We start from the raw sequence: 18,979 nt of genomic DNA, 5'->3' as shown, positions 1-18,979 counted from the left end.
GGTCACTCGAAGACGCCGCGATGATGGCGGACGACGGCGGCGGCAGTGTCCTCAGGGTCGCGCGGATCGAGTTGGATCGAGATCACATCGAAGCGTATCCGTTCCCACCCGTGACCGTTCTCGGCCAGCCACACAGCCGCCAGACGTCGCATCCGGGCGAGCTTGAGCGGCGTGACCGCGGTGACCGGATCGATGAACACCCGCGACGCGCGGGTCTTCACCTCGACCACGACCAGCGTCGACCCGTCGGCCGCGATCAGATCGAGTTCGCCGTATCGGTTGCGCCAATTGCGGTCCAGCACCCGCCAGCCCAGCCCGGTGACGTGCGCGGCGGCCAGGTCCTCGCCGAGCCGCCCGATGCCGGCGGTCTGCCTGCCGGTTCGCCGTGTCCGAGAGTTCATCCGAGGCGTGTTGTCGCTCATGGGTTGCAGCATCACCCGACGGCACGCGAATCGAGTCCGGCAGCACCGCGTTATCCCCAGGGCGAGCGGAGATGCGCGCGATGTGAACTGCTCCGGAGATCATCGCGCCCAACTGCCCGGCTCGCGCCTCACCTCCCGGCTCAGGGCTCGTCGGGCAGACGCAACTCCGGCTTCTCCAGTTCTTCGATGTTGACGTCCTTGAACGTGATCACCCGGACCTGCTTGACGAACCGCGCCGGCCGGTACATGTCCCACACCCACGCGTCGCTCATGCGCAGTTCGAAGTAGACCTCGCCGTCGGTGTTGCGGGGCACCAGCTCCACCGCATTGGCGAGGTAGAAGCGGCGTTCGGTCTCGACGACGTACGTGAACTGGCCGACGATGTCCTTGTACTCGCGGTACAGGGAGAGTTCCATCTCGGTTTCGTACTTCTCGAGATCCTCAGCACTCATTGGTCAAGCCTATCTGGTCGGGTTCTCCGTCGGTGGTCACGCGGGCGGCGACATTCCGGTAGGACATGCGGTGTTGAACGGACGGGCCGTGCCGGTCGATGCAGGCCATGTGCCCGGCGGTGCTGTATCCCTTGTGAACCGCGAAATCGTAGCCGGGCAGGTCGGCGTCCATGGCCACCATGATGCGGTCCCGGGTGACCTTGGCGATGATGCTGGCGGCGGCGATACACGCGGCCGCCCCGTCGCCGCCGATCACCGGCAGCGATGGCACGGTCAGGCCCGGCACGGCAAAGCCATCGGAGAGTACATAGCCGGGGGTGACGTCGAGGCCGGCGACCGCGCGGCGCATGCCCTCGATGTTCGCGACGTGGATGCCGATCCGGTCGATCTCGTCGGAGTCGATGACCACCGCACTCCAACTGAGCGCGTATCGGGTCACCGCCGCATACAGCGTCTCCCGCACCGATTCGGTGAGCCTCTTGGAGTCGTCGAGGTCGGCGAGCGAGACGAGCTGGGTGGGTTTGAGCACGCAGGCGGCGACCACCAGGGGTCCGGCACACGCCCCGCGACCGGCCTCGTCGACACCGGCGACGGGCCCGAGTCCGTTGCGCTGCAGCGCGAACTCGAAGGTCCGCAGACTCGCCGCCTTGCGTACCGGTGATCGTGGGGGCCAGCGGTCCACCGACGGCCGGCCGAAAGCTGTCGAACTCATGTGTGCCGGCTCATGTCTGGGGGTTGTCCGAGGACACACCACCGATCCGCGAGAAGGGATAGATGATGAACCGGACCTTGCCGCGGATGTCGCTCACCGGGACCGTGCCGTGGTACTCGTCCTCCATGTGGAAACGGGAGTCCGCCGAGTTGGCACGGTTGTCGCCCATCACCCAGACGTTGCCGTCGGGCACCTTCACCGGACCGAAATCGGGTCCGTAGCAGGCATTCGGTTTGCCGTCCGGACCGGCGGCGAGTTCGTTGCCGGCCGCCACGTCTTGTGCTTGCAGCTCTTTGTCGATGTACGGCTCGGTGAGTGGCTTGCCGTCGACCTTGACGCCGACGCCTTCGGCGTTATGACATTCGACGGTCTGACCGCCGGTCGCGATCACCCGCTTGACCAGGTCGTTCTCGTCGGGCGGCGCGAATCCGAACCACGACAGCCCGTCCTGGATGGAGGCGAAGACGGCGTTGTCGGAGCGCGGCGAGAGCCACGCCCCGTCCCACGACTCGGTCGGTGCCTTGAAGACGACGACGTCGCCGGGATGCGGCTCGCCGAACCGGTAGGTCAGCTTGTCGATGATGATCCGGTCGTTGGTGCAGCCGGCGCAGCCGTGCAATGTCTGCTCCATCGATTCCGACGGGATCACGTACTGCCGGCCGACAAACGTCTGCAGCAGCCAGGTCAACAGCAACACGCAGCCGATGATGATGACGGCCTCGCGCAGCAGGGACCCGCCGCGCTTCTCCGGCTTGTCATCCTTGGTGTGCCAGGGCCGCTCTTCCGCGGTCGGGTCGGACTCGTTGTCCGTCGAGTGTGTGTCGGCCACGTGGTCAGGGTAGACGCGTCAGCGCTTTTCCTTGATCTTGGCCGCCTTGCCGCGCAGGTCACGGAGGTAGTACAGCTTCGCGCGACGGACGTCACCGCGGGTGACGACGTCGATCTTGGCGATGTTGGGGCTGTGCACCGGGAAGGTACGCTCCACGCCGACACCGAAGGACACCTTGCGCACGGTGAAGGTCTCGCGAACACCGCCACCCTGGCGGCGGATCACGACGCCCTTGAACACCTGGACGCGTTCCTTGGAGCCTTCGATGACCTTGACGTGGACGTCGAGGGTGTCACCGGGGGCGAATTCAGGGATGTCGTCGCGCAGCGATTGCTGGTCGAGAGAGTCGAGGGTGTTCATCGTGGTCGGTCCAATCTGCATGTGGCGTGAACAGAGGAACCTGGCGGCCACACCGCGGCCCCCGAGTGATCGGGTGGTCACATGTGAGGTTCGACCGGTTCGTGCTCCGAGTCAGGGTGTTTCCCGCGATGACGTCCGGATCTGTCGGGCATGACAGGTCCGACATCGTCGCCAGGCAACCCGACTATTGTGCCAGACAGACCCCGGTGCGGCGAAATCGCCGGTGGCGGGGGTGCCGGATGCACCACCACGTCGAGCCGATCCTCGGTCGCGGCCCTCACATGCGGCAACACGTCGGGGGTGCCGGCGATCAGATCCTGCACGAAGATCTTCGCCCGGATGAACGGCCGCCGCCACCGACGTTCCCGCTCGATCGCCCGGTTCAGCTTCTTGGGCCGGGACAGATAGCGCCACCGCGCCCAGGGCGAGGTGGGCCGTGCCAATCGCAGGACACCGACGATGAGCAGCGGCCAGGCGAACACCCCCACGACCCCGGTCCACACCTTGCCCTTGAGGACGACGACCGCCGCGAGCAGCAGGTTGAGGACCGCCGCACCGACGTCGACGACGTGGGTGCGTCCGATCTGCAGGTCGTGCAGCGCGTCGAAGTACAGATCGAGCGGGCGGAATCCGAGCAGGATCATCCCGGTCGCGGCCACCGCGACGAACACGGCGTCGACCGATGTGCGGCCCTCGTGCGACCAGTAGACGTCGCGCAGGTAGAAGATCAGCGCGAACTCGTCGAGGATGAGCGCCGCACCGATGCCGAACAGCCCGGCCAGCAGCGACATCATCGCCTGGTCGTCGGACAGGCCGAACACGATCAGCCCCAGCCCGGACAGCAGGGTGAGCACGACGCCGAACACGACGTGGTGGATGTGGGTGTCGCCGGCGGTCACGTTGGAGAACCACCAGCGCGCGTCGGCGCGGATGAGTCGCACACTGATCCGGATGCCGACGAAGCCGATGATCAGACCACCGAAGAACACCAGCAGGGGCAATCGGCCGCGGTCGATGATGTCCTGATTGAGCCAATCCGCGGCCCGGTGCGAGAGCCAGTGGTGCACGTGCCCAGCCTAGGGCGTTTCGCTGCCGGGGGTGTCCGCGCCGGGGTGGTCGAGCAGATCGGGCCGCCGTTCGCGGGTGCGTGCCAGCGACTGTTCACGTCGCCACGCGGCCACCTTGGCGTGATCTCCGGAGAGCAGCACCGGGGGGACGTCGAGGCCGCGCCAGGACACCGGCCGCGTGTAGCTGGGACCTTCGAGGAGTCCGTCTTGAAACGAATCCTCTTGGTGGGATTGAGGATTGCCGAGCACCCCGGGCAGCAGCCGCACGGTGGCCTCGATCATCGCCATCGTCGCGACCTCGCCGCCGATGAGCACGAAGTCGCCGAGCGAGACCTCCTCGACCCGCACCCGGCGGGCGGCGTCGTCGAACACCCGCTGGTCGATGCCCTCGTACCGGCCGCACGCGAAGACCAGATGGTGCTCGGCACTCCACCGGTGGGCAGTGCTTTGGGTGAACGGCACACCGGCCGGCGTCGGCACCACGAGCAACGCGTCGTCGGGGCACACGGTGTCGAGGCACGGGCCCCACACCTGCGGTTTCATGACCATCCCGGGGCCGCCGCCGTAGGGCGAGTCGTCGACACTTCGATGCACATCGTGCGTCCAGTCCCGGAGGTCGTGAACGTCGACGCTGATGCGGCCGGCATCAATGGCCTTGCCCAGCAACGCAACTCGGAGTGGATCGAGATACTCGGGGAAGATCGAGACGATGTCGATGCGCACGTCAACCCTCGTCGAGCAGGCCGTCGGGCGGGTCGATCACGATGCCGTCACCACTCACGGTCGGCACGATCTCCCGAACGAACGGGATCAGCACCTCACGGCCGTCGGGGGTGCGCACCGAGAGGACCTCACCACCCGGCAGGTGTAACACCGACTCGAGCACACCGACGTCCGTGCCGTCGATGTGGGTCACCGGCAGCCCCTCGAGTTCGTGGTCGTAGAACTCGTCGGGGTCGTCGCCGGAGTCGACGTCGTCGCTGCCGATGAGAAACAGGGTGCCGCGCAACGCATCTGCCGCCGTCCGGTCACCGACCCCGTCCAGGGACAGCAACAGCCGCCCGGCATGCTGCCGGGCGGCTGTCACGGTGAACGTCTTCTCCCCCGAGCCCTTGGGCAGGCGGCCGCGCAGGACGGTGCCCCGCGCGAACCGGGCTTCAGGATCGTCGGTTCGGATATCGACGACGAGCTCGCCACGGACGCCGTGCGACTTGGCCACACGGCCCACCACGAGATCCATCGCGGTCGATGCTTCTCAGCGGTCGGTGTCGACGATGTCAACCCGCATCCCACGACCGCCGATGCCGGCGACGAGGGTACGCAGGGCGGTCGCGGTTCGGCCGTTGCGGCCGATGACCTTGCCGAGGTCCTCCGGGTTGACGTGGACCTCGACGAGGCGCCCGCGACGACCGGTGATCAGTTCCACCCGGACGTCGTCGGGGTTGGCGACGATTCCGCGGACGAGGTGCTCGACCGCATCGGCGACGACTGCGCTCACGCGTCGGCCTTGGTGTCACCCTCGGCTGCCTCGGCGGCCGGCGCGTCGGCGGCCGGAGCCTCGTCGGCGGCGTCGTCCTTCTTGGCGGCCTTCTTCTTCGGGGTGACGGCCTCGGCGACCGGCGCGCTGTCGGCGGCGGCGAGCGCGGCGTTGAACAGGTCGAGCTTGGACGGCTTGGGCTCGGCGACCTTCAGGGTGCCCTCGGCGCCCGGCAGGCCCTTGAACTTCTGCCAGTCACCCGTGACCTTGAGGATCGCGGCCACCGGCTCGGTCGGCTGCGCGCCGACACCCAGCCAGTACTGAGCGCGGTCCGAATCGACCTCGATCAGGCTCGGCTCTTCCTTCGGGTGGTACTTGCCGATGGTCTCGATCACCCGGCCGTTGCGGCGGGTCCGAGAATCGGCGACGACGATGCGGTACTGCGGGTTGCGGATCTTGCCGAGCCGCGTGAGCTTGATCTTGACAGACATGTCTACTTCTTTCTCAGTTGTCACTGCGCAATTCAGCGGCCCACCCGGTGTGGTGGACCCGGTTTTGCGTTCTCTTTCGGGGTGACCGTCGGTCGGTACGTAACCGGCTCCGACGAACCAGCGTGTCATTCTGCCAGATCGGCGACCGCGAGTGGAAATCGGTGATCGGGGTATCCGCAGATCAGCCCTGCCGGCGCACCGAATCGCAGCAGTGGTGGGTCGGCATGTGGTTACCCACCCCGCAGAAGGCAACCACATGCCGGCGCGCCAGGTCGATGACATTCACCCCCCGCGTCGCCTCGCCCGCGCGCGGCCCTCCCCCGGCCGCTGCATCGGACGCCGCGACGGATACCCCGCGAATTCATCGACAAGACCCGTGCAACGCAACCGCTACATTACCATGCAGTAAGTTAGCGTCACAGAGCCCCGGCAGTGGTTTACATCACATCTTTGCCAGTGTGAATCCAGGTTTGAACTGGCATTATGTCGGTTTCGTCGGTCAAACGACCGTTAGCCCCGAGCAAACGATCTCGCGCGGCCGCCGCAGGGTGGTCAGATCGGCGGTCGGGTCGGCGTCGAGAACGATGAAGTCGGCGCGATCGCCCTCGGCGAGCTGTCCGGCGCCGAGCCACTCGCGCGGACCGGTGGAGGCGGCCGCCAGCGCATCGGCCGCGCCGAAGCCGAGGGCGGCCAGCGCGTCGATCTCGTCGACGATGCGGCCGTGCTCGACGAAGCCCCCGGCGTCGGTTCCGGCGAACATCGCCACCCCGGCCTCGCGGGCGGCCGCGAACACGCCAGCCGCGTTCTGGTGGAGCTTGCGCATGTTCGACGCATAGGCCGGGAACCGTTCGGCGCCGTCGGCGATGCCCGGGAAGTTCTCCACCTGGATCATCGTGGGCACCAGCGCGATCGACCGCTCGACGAGCTGATCCATCTGGTCGAGACTCAGTCCGGTGCCGTGTTCGATGCAGTCCACGCCGGCGTCGATCAGGTCGCCCAGCGCGTCGGACCCGAAGACGTGCGCGGTGATCCGTGCGCCCTCGGCATGTGCGGCCGCGACGGCCGCGTCGAGCTGGGTGCGGGTCCACAGCGGGGCCAGATCACCGACGTCCCGGTCGATCCAGTCGCCGACGATCTTCACCCAGCCATCACCGGCACGTGCCTGCCGGGTGACCTCGGCGGCGAGGTCGTCGGGGTTCTCCAGGTCGATCCCGTAGTCGCGCAGATACCGCTTGGGTCGGGCGATGTGCTTGCCCGACCGCACGAATCGTGGGCAGGTCGGGTCGTCGTCGAGCGGATGGGTGTCCAGGGGCGACCCGACCTCGCGGATCAGCAGGGTCCCCGCACGCGCGTCGGCTCGGGCGAACTCACGCGCCCGGTCGACGGTGACGCCGAGTCCGGGGGCGATGCCGACGTGATTGTGGGCGTCCACCAACCCGGGAATGATCCAGACGTCGTCGGCGACGGTCGTCGCGCCCGCGACGGGTTCGCGACTGATCCGGTCACCGACCACCCAGAGGTCGAGCTGTTCGCCGGTGAACGGGTCTCGTCCCCGGTAGTGCCGTGCGTCGCCGTCGGCCATCTCGGGCGGGCCCTAAGGCTTCTTGGGCTTCTGGAACTGCGAGACGTCGATGCCTTCGAGCCCCGGCGGCAACTCGTTCAGCCCGGCGGGCATGTTGGACAGGTCCGGGAATCCGGCCGGCATGCCGGGCATGCCCGGCATCCCGGGCAGACCGGCGCGGGCCGCCTTCGGCGGTGTGGGTCCGCGTCCCTTGCCCTTCTTGCCCTTGCCCTTCTTCCGGTTGGACTTGCGCCCCGGACCCATGCCCATCCGGCCGGACATCTGCGCCATCATCTTGCGGGCCTCGAAGAACCGGTCGACGAGCTGGTTGACCTCGCTGACCGTCACGCCGGAACCGTTCGCGATGCGCAGCCGGCGTGACGCGTTGATGATCTTCGGATTCTCCCGCTCGGCGGGCGTCATGCCGCGGATGATCGCCTGGACCCGGTCGAGTTGTTTGTCGTCGACCTGCGAGAGGGCGTCCTTCATCTGCCCGGCGCCCGGCAGCATCCCGAGGATGTTCCCGATCGGGCCCATCTTGCGGATCATCAGCATCTGCTCGAGGAAGTCCTCGAGGGTGAGATCGCCCTGGGTGATCTTGGCGGCGGCCTCCTCGGCCTGCTGCGCATCCCAGTGCTGTTCGGCCTGTTCGATGAGGGACAGCACGTCGCCCATGCCGAGGATGCGGCTGGCCATCCGGTCGGGGTGGAAGACGTCGAAGTCGTCGAGCTTCTCCCCCGACGACGCGAACATGATCGGTTTGCCGGTGACCTCGCGCACCGAGAGTGCCGCACCGCCGCGGGCGTCGCCGTCGAGCTTGGTGAGCACGACACCGGTGAATCCGACGCCGGACTGGAAGGCCTCGGCGGTGGTGACGGCGTCCTGGCCGATCATCGCGTCGACGACGAAGAGGACCTCGTCGGGGCCGGTGGCCTCGCGGATGTCGGCGGCCTGGCGCATGAGCTCTTCGTCGATGCCGAGTCGGCCGGCGGTGTCGATCACGACCACGTCGTACTGCTGGGCCATCGCCTCGAACTTGCCCGCACGGGCGACTGCGACGGGATCGCCGGCGGTGACGCCGAGCGTGCCCTCGCCGCCGATGTCGGTTCCGGGGTGCGGTGCGAACACCTTGACCCCGGCACGCTCGCCGACGATCTTCAACTGCGACACCGCGCCCGGGCGCTGCAGGTCACACGCGACCAGCAGTGGCGTGTGCCCCTGCTTCTTGAGCCAGTGGCCGAGCTTGCCGGCCAGGGTGGTCTTACCGGCACCCTGCAGACCGGCGAGCATGATGACCGTCGGCGGTTTCTTGGCGAACGTGATGCGCCGGGTCTCGCCACCCAGGATGTTGACGAGTTCGTCGTTGACGATCTTGACGACCTGCTGTGCGGGGTTCAGGGCCCCGGACACCTCGGCACCCTTGGCCCGCTCCTTGATGCGGGCGATGAAACTGCGGACGACCGGCAGCGACACATCCGCCTCGAGCAACGCCAGGCGGATCTCACGGCACGTGCGGTCGATGTCGGCGTCGGAGAGTCGGCCCTTGCCGCGCAGGTCCTTGAGCGCGCCGGCCAACCGATCGGAGAGCGAATCGAACATTCCTCTAGTCTTCCATGCCCCTGCGACAGGGCGTCGGGTCCGGTCGGGGTCAGCTGATCGGCACGCCGGAGCGGTTGGTGCCGCCGGAGTGTTGGCCTCCGCCGTCGCCCTCGCCGTCGGCGACCGGCTGTGGTGGCGGACACACCGCGATCACGTCGTCGGCCAGTGCGGCCCGCGCCTCGTCGCTGTCGGTGTCGAGCTGGAGACTGAACGTGTCGATGACCGTGCCGCCCAGGGTGGTGACCTTGGCCCAGCGCACCTGCGCACCGTGGCGTTCGATGACCGCGCTGACGCGGCTGAGCAGCCCGATGCGGTCGCCGGCGCGCAATTCCATGAGCACCTCGGCCTCGGCCGACTCCTCGGGGGCGAATTTGTTCTCCACCCACAGCACGCGCGGCGGCGCGACAGCGAACAGTGCGGGTACCGCATTCTTCGGATGGCCGGCGCCGTCGACGGCTGGGTCGGTGCTGCCCGCCGACGCACCCGCGTTCGCCGCGGTGCCGGGCCCGGTTCCGACGGTGCCGATCGTCGGGATCGGTGACTCCGCCTCGCGGGCGTCGAGCCGCGCGATCACGTTGATCTTGCCGTCGATCGCGGCGATGAGTTGCTGGCGCATCAGCCCGGCCTCGGGCGGGCTGCCGAACACGGGGATGACGATGAAGGTGTTCACCGCACTCCCCCCGTGACACTGCACGGTCGCCTTGAGCGACCGCAGACCGTTGAGGGCCACCACACCGGCCATCATCGACAGCAGACCGGGCTGATCGGGCGCGACCATCGTCAGCCGGTAGGTGTGTGCGCCGTCGGCCGGGGTGAGGCTGACGGCGAAGCCGCCGGCTTCGGCGAGTTCGATCTGTTCGGGGGTCAGCGGCTCGGGTCGGGCCAGTTCGCCGCCATCGATCAACCGCATCGCGCGCCGCACGAGTTCGTTGATCAGCGACGCCTTCCACTCCCCCCAGACGCCCGGACCGGTTGCCAGCGAGTCGGCCTCGGCCAACGCGGCCAACAGTTCCAGCAGGTCTCGGTTGTAACCGAGGGTGGCCGCCACGTGTTCGGCGGTCGCCGGGTCGTCGAGGTCGCGCCGCGTCGCGACGGTCGCCAGCAGCAGGTGATGGCGCACCATCTCGGAGAGGGTGGTGACGTCCTGCGGCCACAGCCCGAATCTGTTGCCCACCTGGATGGCCAGTTCGGCGCCCACGATGCTGTGATCGGCTCCGCGTCCCTTGCCGAGGTCGTGGATGAGGGCGCCGAGGACCAGCAGGTCGGGCCGCGCTACCCGGGTCGTCATCGATCCCGCGTGGGCGGCGGTTTCCACGAGGTGCCGGTCGACGGTCCACGTGTGGATCGCGTCGCGGGGCGGCAGGTCACGGACCGCCCCCCACTCGGGGAGCAGCCGGCCCCACAGCCCGGTGCGGTCGAGCGCCTCGATGGGATCGACCATGTGGTGGCCGGCCCCCAGCAGCACCAGCAGGTCACTGAGCGCCTCGGCGGGCCACGGTTCGCGGAGTTCGGGGGCGTAGTCGGCGAGCCGGCTCAGCGTCGACGCGCTGATCGGCAGTCCCGAGCGTGCCGACGCCGACGCCACCCGTAGGATCAGGCCGGGATCCTTGCTGGGAATCGCGTTGCGCGCCAACACGATTTCCCCATTGTGTTCGACGACGCCCTCGTCGAGCGGACGCCGGATGGGCGAGCGCCGCAGCTTGGCGAGTCCGCGCCGCGGCAAGGCGTTGCCGGCCGTCCGCAGTCCGACGTCGATCGAGTAGCTGATGGTGCGGGCGGCGTCGCTGATCACCCGGGCGAGGTCGAAGCGGTCCCCGATGCGCAGTGCGGCGCCGATCTCGTCGGCGTCCTGTGCGCGCACCTGTTCCCGCGGGCGGCCCGCGATCCGGTGCAATTCGGTACGGATGTCCAACAACCGCTGGTACGCGACCTGTGGGCCGGCCCCCGGTGAATCCGGTCGGAGACTTGCCATTCCATCGGTGAGTTGGGCAATCGCCAACGCGCCCAACAGCTGGACGTCGCGTAGTCCACCGCGGCCGTTCTTGAGGTCGGGTTCGGCACGGTGCGCGATGTCACCGGCGCGACGCCACCGGTCCTGTGCGGCCGTCACCACGGCCGGGAACCGATCGCGGATCTCGCTGCGCCACTGCTGGCGGATGCCACCGATCAGGAGCGTGGACAGATCCTCGTCGCCGACGATGTGCCGTGCCTCAAGCAGTCCGAGCGCGGCGCTGACGTCCTCGCGGGCGACCTGCAGCGCCTGCGGAACCGTCCGCACGCTGTGATCGAGCGGGATGTTGGCGTCCCACAACGGATACCAGAGACCGTCGGCGACCTCCGACACGCGCTCCGAGGGCAGGTCGTCGTGCAGCAGGATCAGATCGAGATCCGAGTATGGCAACAGTTCACCGCGACCGAGTCCGCCGACCGCCACGATCGACAGACCGCTGTCGGATTTGATCCCCAGTTCGGCGCCCTTGCTCGTCAGCCAGAACTCGTGGAGATCCACCAGGACCTGACGCAGTCCGGCCGCGTCGAGCTTGCCGGCCCTGGAGGTTTCCAGGATCTGCCGACGGGTTGCTGCGAGATCTGTTGCGGTCACGGGACTTTCCGAATCGGGGTGATGGACGCGGCCCCGCGCCTGAAATCGTTCAGACGCGGGGCCGCAGGAATGTCAAAGCGAAATGGTCACTCGCTCACTTACAGCGCGTCGCCGCCACGCTCTCCGGTGCGGACCCGCACCACCGACTCGACCGGCGAGACCCAGACCTTCCCGTCACCGATCTTTCCGGTGCGTGCCGCCTCGACGATGACGTCGACGACCTTGTCGACGGCGGCATCGTCGACGACGACCTCCACCCGTACCTTGGGCACGAAGTCGACGGAGTATTCGGCGCCGCGATAGACCTCGGTGTGGCCCTTCTGCCGTCCGTACCCCTGGACCTCACTGACGGTCATACCCAGGATGCCTGCCTGCTCGAGGCCGGCCTTGACATCCTCGAGGGTGAACGGCTTGACGATTGCGGTGATCAGTTTCACTGTGGATCATGCCTCCTTGCCGAGGGTAACGCCGGTCTGGGCCAGTGCGGACCCTCCGCCGATGGGTGCCAAATCGTATCCGGACTCTGCGTGCTGCGATTCGTCGAGACCCGTGGCCTCGTCCTCGGCGTCGGCGCGCAGACCGATTGTGTACTTCAACACAAGTGCGATTATTGCAGTGGCCACGGCCGAGTATGCGAGCACCGCACCCGCGCCGACGATCTGCCGCCACAATTGGTCGAATCCACCGCCGTAGAACAGGCCGTCGACACCCGCCGGCGCCTTCGCATCGGCCAGGAAACCGATGAGCACGGTGCCCAGGATACCGCCGACCATGTGGACGCCGACGACGTCGAGCGCGTCGTCGTAGCCGAGCTTGTACTTCAGGCCCACCGCCAGGGCACAGACGACACCGGCGCAGGCGCCGATGATGAGCGCACCCCAGACATCGACCGACGAACAGGACGGGGTGATGGCGACCAGGCCCGCGACGATGCCCGACGCGGCACCCAGGCTGGTGGCGTGTCCGTCACGGATACGCTCGGTGAGCAGCCAGAACAGCATCGCGGTACCGGTGGCCACCGTGGTGGTCATGAAGGTCGCCGCGGCCGTACCGTTTGCCGACGTGGCCGAACCGGCGTTGAAGCCGTACCAGCCGAACCACAGCAGACCGGCACCGAGCATGGTGAACGGCAGGTTGTGCGGACGCATCGGGGCGGTCGGCCAGCCCTTGCGCTTGCCCAGGAACAGCACCAGGATCAGGCCGGCCACACCTGAGTTGATGTGCACCGCGGTACCACCCGCGAAGTCGATGGCCTTGAGCTTGTTGGCGATCCAGCCGCCGGTCTCGGCGGTGACGCCGTCGAACGAGAACACCCAGTGGGCGACCGGGAAGTACACGATCGTCGACCACAGCACCGTGAACGCGGTCCAGGCGCCGAACTTCATGCGGTCGGCGACCGCGCCGGAGACGAGGGCGACGGTGATGATGGCGAACATCAACTGGAACGCGACGAAGACCATCGACGGAATCGTTCCGAACAACGGGATGTTCACCGCTTCTGCGGCCTGGGTCCCGGTCGCCGGATCGGCCGCGACCGCAGCGGAGCCGTTGGCCGACAGCAGATCCTTGAGCCCGAAATACTGGGCGGGATTGCCGACGACCCCGCCCTCATCGTCACCGAAGGCCATCGAAAAGCCGTAGATGCTCCACAACACCGTGACGATGCCCATGGCCATCGCACTCATCATGATGGTGTTCAGCACGTTCTTCGAACGGACCATGCCGCCGTAGAAAAATGCCAGACCCGGCAACGTCATACACAGCACCAGCGCGGAGCTGGCCAGCATCCACGCCGTGTCTCCGGTGTCCGGCACACCCATAGTGGGGAAATCCGCCACTCGTATCCCTCCTCATCCATGCCACGACATGGCGCCGCGGCGTGACCTGTCGTGAAGGGTGCTTTGTCGATGTTTCAGCGGCGGCTACTACATGTTTCGTATGCGTGAACTCGGACGGCGGAAATGTTTCTCGGCGGTAACGTCGCAGGTCGTTGTGACGCACCGACCGGCTCGTGTCGAAGCATCCTCGATGCGGAAATAGCAATCGACAAACTGCCGATTCGCCACCTGATCAGAGTTACTGGGGCGCAGCCGGTTACAACCGCGGTGCCGGCAGCGCGGTGACACCCGCGGTCACGGCAGCACGGTGACAACCGCGACAGCGGCAACACGATCGCCACCGCGACAGCGGCAGCACGATCACGACGGCCCGCGACAGCCGGCAGCCCGATTACAGCAGCGCGTCGACGAAGGCTTCGGGTTCGAACGGCGCCAGGTCGTCGGCGCCCTCCCCCAGCCCGACCAGCTTGACCGGCACCCCGAGTTCCTCCTGGACGTGGAAGACGATGCCGCCCTTGGCCGTGCCGTCGAGCTTGGTGAGAACGACGCCGGTGATGTCGACGACCTCGGCGAACACGCGCGCCTGGGTCAGCCCGTTCTGCCCGACGGTGGCGTCGAGAACCAGGAGCACCTCGTCGACCGGCGCCTTCTTCTCCACCACGCGCTTGACCTTGCCGAGCTCGTCCATCAGGCCGGTCTTGGTGTGCAGACGGCCGGCGGTGTCGATCATGACGACGTCCACGCCGTTCTCGATCCCCTTATTGACCGCGTCGAACGCGACCGACGCGGGGTCGGCCTGCTCCTTGCCGCGCACCACGTCGGCGCCGACCCGCTCACCCCACGTCTGCAGCTGGTCGGCGGCCGCGGCGCGGAACGTGTCGGCGGCGCCGAGCGTCACACGACGGCCGTCGGCGACCAGCACGCGTGCGAGTTTGCCGGTGGTGGTGGTCTTTCCGGTCCCGTTGACGCCGACCACGAGCACCACCGCGGGACGGTCGCCGTGCGGCAGCGCCCGCACCGAACGGTCGAGCTCGGGATGCAGTTGTTCGACGAGGGTGCGGCGCAGCAGCGCCCTGGCGTCGTCGGCGGTCCGAACGGGGTTGGTGGCCAGTTCGGTCCGCAGCCGTTCCACGACCGCGTTGGTGGAGGTGGTGCCGAGGTCGGCCATCACCAGCGTGTCCTCGATCTCCTCCCACGAGTCCTCGTCGAGGTCGCCGGCGCCGAGCAGCCCGAGCACACCCTTGCCGATCGCCCCCTGCGACCGGGCGAGCCGGCCCCGCAATCGGCCCAGCCGGCCGGCCGTCGGGGCGATCACGTCGAGCGGGGGCGCGGTCAGCGACGACGCGTCGTCGGGGACGACGATGGCGGGTTCGGTCTCGGTGACCGGCGTGTCGACGGGCGCTGTCGCCGTGTCGACCTCCGCGTCGACGGGCCGGGCCTCGACCACCGGCTCGGCCTGAGCGGCCGGCTCGGCCTCAGCGGCCGGCTCGGCTTCGACGGCCGGCTCGGCCTCCGCGGCGGGCTCGGCTTCGACGGCCGGTTCGGCTTCCACCACCGGCGGGGTCTCCACCGCCGGCTCGGTCTCCATGTCCGGCAGCGTGACTTCCTGGATGCCCCGCTGCGCCGAGTCGCGGGGCACCGACGCGTCGTCGCCGACTCCGGGCTGGCCGTCGACCTCGGTGCGTTCGACCGGCGGCGTCGGCGGTTGTGGCCGGCTGGGCGGTTCGGCGAGCGCGGTGCCCGAGCCGCCGCCCTGGCTGAACGTGAATCCGGAGCCGGCCTGGTACCCGCCGGACTTGTCGACCTGCGGTGTGGTGCCGTCGATCGGTTTCTGCGCGGTCGGGGGTTCGGACAACGAGATCCGCCGACGGCGCGAGAGTCCCACGCCGAGCGCGACGAGCGCGATCAGCACGAGTACGGCGATGACGATGCCGATGATGATTCCGGTGTTCACTGTCGGGTTCCTTCTCTGTTGACCGGGATGTCGACCCCGCGCAGGCGCTGGGAGATCACGGTGGTGATGCCGTCGCCGCGCATGCTGACGCCGTAGAGCGCGTCGGCGACCTCCATGGTCGGCTTCTGGTGGGTGATCACGATCAGCTGGGAGCGCTCGCGGAGTTGTTCGAACAGCGCGATCAGCCGCCGCAGGTTGGTGTCGTCGAGTGCGGCCTCGACCTCGTCCATGACGTAGAACGGCGACGGGCGGGCACGGAAGATGGCGACCAGCATAGCGACGGCGGTCAGCGATTTCTCGCCACCGGACAGCAGCGAGAGCCGCTTGACCTTCTTGCCGGGCGGTCGCGCCTCCACCTCGATGCCGGTGGTCAGCATGTCGTCGGGGTTGGTCAGCACCAGGCGGCCCTCGCCGCCCGGGAACAGCGTGGTGAAGACCTCCGCGAACTCCCGCTCGACGTCGGCGTAGGCCTCGGTGAACACCTGCAGGATGCGGGCGTCGACCTCGTCGACGACGGCGAGCAGGTCGCGCCGGGCGGCCTTGACGTCCTCGAGCTGTGCGGACAGGAAGTTGTAGCGCTCCTCGAGCGCGGCGAACTCCTCGAGCGCCAGCGGATTGACCTTGCCGAGGGTGTTGAGATCCTTCTGCGCCTTCTTCGCGCGCATCTCCTGGGTGGCGCGGTCGAACGGCATGGGCGCAGGCGCGACGACCTGCTCGCCGCGCTCCTTGGCCTGCTCGTACTCGTGGATCTCGAGCGCCGACGGCGGCATCGGGACGTCGGGACCGTATTCGGCGATCAGGTCGTCGGGGGTGATCGCGAACGAGTCGAGGATCTGCTCCTCGAGCTGCTCGATGCGCAGCACGACCTGGGCGCGGGCGACCTCGTCGCGGTGGACGGTGTCGCGCAAGGCGTTGAGTCGGGTGGTCAGCTCGGCCGCCTGCCGTTTGCATTCGTCGAGCGCGGCGGTGCGTTCCACCCGCACCTGCTCGAGTTCGTCACGGCCTGCCTGCGCCGCTGCGACGGCGAGCGAAAGTCGTTGCGAGACTTCGGCTCCCGCCTCGGCTACGGCGGCGGCCACCACGGCCGCCCGACGGCGCGCACGATCGGCCTGTTCGGCCCGGACGCGCGATTCCCGCTCCCGCTGCGCGGCTCGGCGCAGCGAGTCGGCCCTGCCGCGCACCGACGCGAGTCGTTCCTCGGCGGTGCGCAGTTGCAGCCGCGCCTCCATCTCGGCCGAGCGGGCGGCGGTCAGCGCCTCGCCAGCCGCCGCGCGAGGCGCGTCGTCGGCGGCCTGTTCGGGTGTGACCTCGGATTCGTCGCGCGCCAGACGCAGTCGGTCGGTGAGTTCCTGGAGTTTCTCCATGGTCTCGGCGCGGCCCTTCTCGACGAAGTCCCGCTGGCGGGCCAGCCGATCGGCCTCGGCACGCGCCGAGCGGATCTCGTGCCCGAGGCGGGCCATGTGCTCGTAGGTGCCGCCGACGTTGGCGTCGGACTCGTGCAGGGCGGCCAGCGCTTCCTCCGCGGCTTCGCGCCGGTCGTGCTGGTCGGCCAGCGCGCCGTCCAGAGCGGCCGCAATTTCCTCCGAATATCGTTGTGCCCCTGCGAGTTCGACGGTCGCCGCGTCGATGGCTGATTGCACCTCGAGGGTGGACGGCCGGTGCGCCGATCCGCCTTCGACCGATCCGGGCGAGATGCGGTCGCCGTCCCGGGTCACCGTTCGCAGCCGATGCGCCCGGCTGAGCTCGAGACCCTGTTCGGCGCTGTCCACCAGCACGGTGTCGGCCAGGACCAACTCGACGGCGGTGCGGATCTCCGGCGGGCAGGAGACCACCGACGTCGCCCAGTGCGCCCCGTCGGGCAGGTCGATCTGCGGCCTCGTCGTGGGGTCGGACAGCCCGCCGAGGATGAGTGCGGCGTGGCCGCCGTCACCGGACTTGAGGGCGGCCAGCGCCCGGACCGCGGTGATCGCGTCCACGGTGGCGATCGCGTCGACCGCCGGACCCAGCGCACCGGCGATGGCCGTTTCGTAGCCGGCCTGCACGGTGAGCAGCTCCGACATGGGCGCCACCAGACCGTCCGGGGCGTTCTCCATGAGCCACGCGCCGCCGTCGTTGCGTTCGAGCCCGACCGACAACGCGTCGATACGGGCGGTGAGCGAGGCGATCTTCTGCTCGGTCTCGCGCTGGGCGGTCTGCAGCGACGCGACCCGCTCGTTGGACTGGTTGAGCGCGGTCACCGACCGTTCGTGATGCTCGTCGAGTCCATGCTCGGCGGACTCGAACTGTCCCAGCGTCGCCGCGGTGGTGTCTTGCTGCGCCTGCTGCCCCTCGGCACGTTCGGTGGCCGCCGCGATCGCGGCGGTCAGCCGCGCTGCCTCGGCGTCCACCGACTCGGCCTTGGTGCGGAGGTTGGTGACCTGCCCTTCGAGGCGGGCAAGGCCCTCACGCCGATCGGCGATCGCGCGCACCGCCGCGAGGTGGGCCGCTTCGGCGGCGTCGGCGTCGTGTTCGGCGCGGGCGAGTTCTCCCTTGGCGGCGTCGAGATAGTCGGCGGCCGTGTTCACCGCCTCGGTGAGTTCGGCTTCGGTGAGCGCCGCCTCCTCGGCCTGCCGGTCGAGGGCATCGGGGTCGGGTCCGGTGCTCTGCGCGGCCGGTTCACGCAGGTAGCGGCTGCGTTCGGATGCGACGCGACAGGTCGCGTCGACGCGTTCGGCGAGCGCCGAGAGCCGGAACCAGACCTGCCCGGCCTCACTGGCCGCCGGGGTCACCGCGGCCAGCCGCTGCTCGTGATCGGCGAGTTCGGCGGTGACCGTGTCCAGGGCCGCACTCACCTCGTCCTGCTGCGCGCGGACCTCGTCTTCCACCGCGGAATGCTCGGCCATCTCCGCCCGGCGGGTGACCAGGTCGTCGGCGGCCAGCCGCAGCCGGGCGTCGCGCAGGTCGGCCTGCACGGTCGCCGCACGGCGCGCCACCTCCGCCTGGCGGCCCAGCGGTTTGAGTTGGCGGCGCAGTTCGGCGGTCAGGTCACTGAGCCGGGCCAGGTTGGCCTGCATCGAGTCGAGCTTGCGAACCGCCTTCTCTTTGCGTTTCCGGTGTTTGAGGACGCCTGCGGCCTCCTCGATGAACGCGCGGCGCTCTTCCGGCCGGGATTCGAGGATCGCGGCGAGACGTCCCTGCCCGACGATCACGTGCATCTCGCGGCCGATACCCGAGTCGCTGAGCAGTTCCTGGACGTCCATCAGCCGGCACGAGCTGCCGTTGATCTCGTACTCCCCCGCGCCGTCGCGGAACATCCGGCGCGTGATGGACACCTCGGAGTATTCGATCGGCAGCGCGCCGTCCGCGTTGTCGATGGTCAGTGTGACCTCGGCACGTCCGAGCGGTGGACGCCCCGACGTGCCCGCGAAGATGACGTCCTCCATCTTCCCGCCGCGCAGCGCCTTGGCACCCTGCTCGCCCATCACCCAGGTCAGCGCGTCGACGACGTTCGATTTGCCCGAGCCGTTGGGACCGACGACACACGTGATCCCCGGCTCGAAACGCAGGGTCGTCGCCGACGCGAAGGACTTGAAGCCCTTCAGGGTCAGGCTCTTGAGGTGCACGACGGTAGAGAAT

General features: G+C 68.6%; 17 protein-coding genes. All 17 read right to left on the bottom strand.

Annotated features, from left to right (window positions below; translation table 11 throughout):
• Positions 1-2: 2 nt before the first annotated feature.
• Positions 3-422, bottom strand: coding sequence for a YraN family protein (locus tag ACWDTI_RS17030; RefSeq protein ID WP_449739281.1), 420 nt, complete (start codon positions 420-422; stop codon positions 3-5).
• Between the two features lie 140 nt (positions 423-562).
• A complete protein-coding gene (locus tag ACWDTI_RS17025) occupies positions 563-874 on the bottom strand; it encodes a DUF2469 domain-containing protein (RefSeq protein WP_449739280.1) in 312 nt (103 codons plus the stop codon).
• Complete coding sequence (locus ACWDTI_RS17020; RefSeq protein WP_449739378.1) at positions 864-1,556, bottom strand: ribonuclease HII; 693 nt, start codon at positions 1,554-1,556, stop codon at positions 864-866. Before ACWDTI_RS17020 ends, ACWDTI_RS17025 begins: the two co-directional genes overlap by 11 nt.
• Positions 1,557-1,596: 40 nt before the next feature.
• Positions 1,597-2,415, bottom strand: coding sequence for a signal peptidase I (lepB, locus tag ACWDTI_RS17015; RefSeq protein WP_449739279.1), 819 nt, complete (start codon positions 2,413-2,415; stop codon positions 1,597-1,599).
• Between the two features lie 18 nt (positions 2,416-2,433).
• Positions 2,434-2,775, bottom strand: a complete 342-nt coding sequence (rplS, locus tag ACWDTI_RS17010) for a 50S ribosomal protein L19 (RefSeq protein WP_449739278.1) — start codon at positions 2,773-2,775, stop codon at positions 2,434-2,436.
• A 77-nt stretch (positions 2,776-2,852) separates the two neighbouring features.
• Entirely contained in the window at positions 2,853-3,842 is a 990-nt protein-coding gene (locus ACWDTI_RS17005; protein ID WP_449739277.1) for a hypothetical protein, read from the bottom strand.
• A gap of 9 nt (positions 3,843-3,851) precedes the next feature.
• The gene (gene trmD, locus ACWDTI_RS17000) at positions 3,852-4,565 is read right to left on the bottom strand and encodes a tRNA (guanosine(37)-N1)-methyltransferase TrmD (RefSeq protein ID WP_449739276.1); all 714 of its coding nucleotides are present in this window, start codon (positions 4,563-4,565) and stop codon (positions 3,852-3,854) included.
• Position 4,566: 1 nt separating this feature from the next.
• Entirely contained in the window at positions 4,567-5,082 is a 516-nt protein-coding gene (gene rimM, locus ACWDTI_RS16995) for a ribosome maturation factor RimM (protein WP_449739275.1), read from the bottom strand.
• A 15-nt stretch (positions 5,083-5,097) separates the two neighbouring features.
• The gene (locus ACWDTI_RS16990; protein ID WP_449739274.1) at positions 5,098-5,340 is read right to left on the bottom strand and encodes an RNA-binding protein; all 243 of its coding nucleotides are present in this window, start codon (positions 5,338-5,340) and stop codon (positions 5,098-5,100) included.
• Entirely contained in the window at positions 5,337-5,810 is a 474-nt protein-coding gene (gene rpsP, locus ACWDTI_RS16985; protein WP_449739273.1) for a 30S ribosomal protein S16, read from the bottom strand. Before rpsP ends, ACWDTI_RS16990 begins: the two co-directional genes overlap by 4 nt.
• Before the next feature lie 499 nt (positions 5,811-6,309).
• Positions 6,310-7,392 (bottom strand): amidohydrolase family protein, encoded by a 1,083-nt coding sequence (locus tag ACWDTI_RS16980; RefSeq protein WP_449739272.1) that lies wholly within the window; start codon positions 7,390-7,392, stop codon positions 6,310-6,312.
• Between the two features lie 12 nt (positions 7,393-7,404).
• Positions 7,405-8,970, bottom strand: a complete 1,566-nt coding sequence (gene ffh / locus ACWDTI_RS16975) for a signal recognition particle protein (RefSeq protein WP_449739271.1) — start codon at positions 8,968-8,970, stop codon at positions 7,405-7,407.
• Positions 8,971-9,019: 49 nt separating this feature from the next.
• Complete coding sequence (locus ACWDTI_RS16970; protein WP_449739270.1) at positions 9,020-11,572, bottom strand: [protein-PII] uridylyltransferase; 2,553 nt, start codon at positions 11,570-11,572, stop codon at positions 9,020-9,022.
• 98 nt (positions 11,573-11,670) lie between these two features.
• Complete coding sequence (locus tag ACWDTI_RS16965) at positions 11,671-12,009, bottom strand: P-II family nitrogen regulator (RefSeq protein WP_004572306.1); 339 nt, start codon at positions 12,007-12,009, stop codon at positions 11,671-11,673.
• Positions 12,010-12,015: 6 nt separating this feature from the next.
• The gene (locus ACWDTI_RS16960; RefSeq protein ID WP_449739377.1) at positions 12,016-13,392 is read right to left on the bottom strand and encodes an ammonium transporter; all 1,377 of its coding nucleotides are present in this window, start codon (positions 13,390-13,392) and stop codon (positions 12,016-12,018) included.
• A 409-nt stretch (positions 13,393-13,801) separates the two neighbouring features.
• On the bottom strand, positions 13,802-15,364 hold the full coding sequence (ftsY, locus tag ACWDTI_RS16955; RefSeq protein ID WP_449739269.1) for a signal recognition particle-docking protein FtsY: 1,563 nt from the start codon (positions 15,362-15,364) through the stop codon (positions 13,802-13,804).
• A complete protein-coding gene (gene smc, locus ACWDTI_RS16950) occupies positions 15,361-18,966 on the bottom strand; it encodes a chromosome segregation protein SMC (protein WP_449739268.1) in 3,606 nt (1,201 codons plus the stop codon). Before smc ends, ftsY begins: the two co-directional genes overlap by 4 nt.
• Between the last annotated feature and the right edge of the window lie 13 nt (positions 18,967-18,979).

Source organism: Gordonia sp. NPDC003424 (assembly GCF_053588655.1).
The sequence above is the reverse complement of the archived record's forward strand: the minus strand, read 5'-3'. Positions and strand labels throughout refer to the sequence as shown.

What these genes read in the sequence shown, in the direction of transcription:
- ACWDTI_RS17030 (WP_449739281.1), bottom strand. Translation starts at nt 422, where the DNA reads ATGAGCGACAACACGCCTCGGATGAACTCTCGGACACGGCGAACCGGC.
- ACWDTI_RS17025 (WP_449739280.1), bottom strand. Translation starts at nt 874, where the DNA reads ATGAGTGCTGAGGATCTCGAGAAGTACGAAACCGAGATGGAACTCTCC.
- rplS (WP_449739278.1), bottom strand. Translation starts at nt 2,775, where the DNA reads ATGAACACCCTCGACTCTCTCGACCAGCAATCGCTGCGCGACGACATC.
- rimM (WP_449739275.1), bottom strand. Translation starts at nt 5,082, where the DNA reads ATGGATCTCGTGGTGGGCCGTGTGGCCAAGTCGCACGGCGTCCGTGGC.
- rpsP (WP_449739273.1), bottom strand. Translation starts at nt 5,810, where the DNA reads ATGTCTGTCAAGATCAAGCTCACGCGGCTCGGCAAGATCCGCAACCCG.
- ACWDTI_RS16980 (WP_449739272.1), bottom strand. Translation starts at nt 7,392, where the DNA reads ATGGCCGACGGCGACGCACGGCACTACCGGGGACGAGACCCGTTCACC.
- ffh (WP_449739271.1), bottom strand. Translation starts at nt 8,970, where the DNA reads ATGTTCGATTCGCTCTCCGATCGGTTGGCCGGCGCGCTCAAGGACCTG.
- ACWDTI_RS16960 (WP_449739377.1), bottom strand. Translation starts at nt 13,392, where the DNA reads ATGGGTGTGCCGGACACCGGAGACACGGCGTGGATGCTGGCCAGCTCC.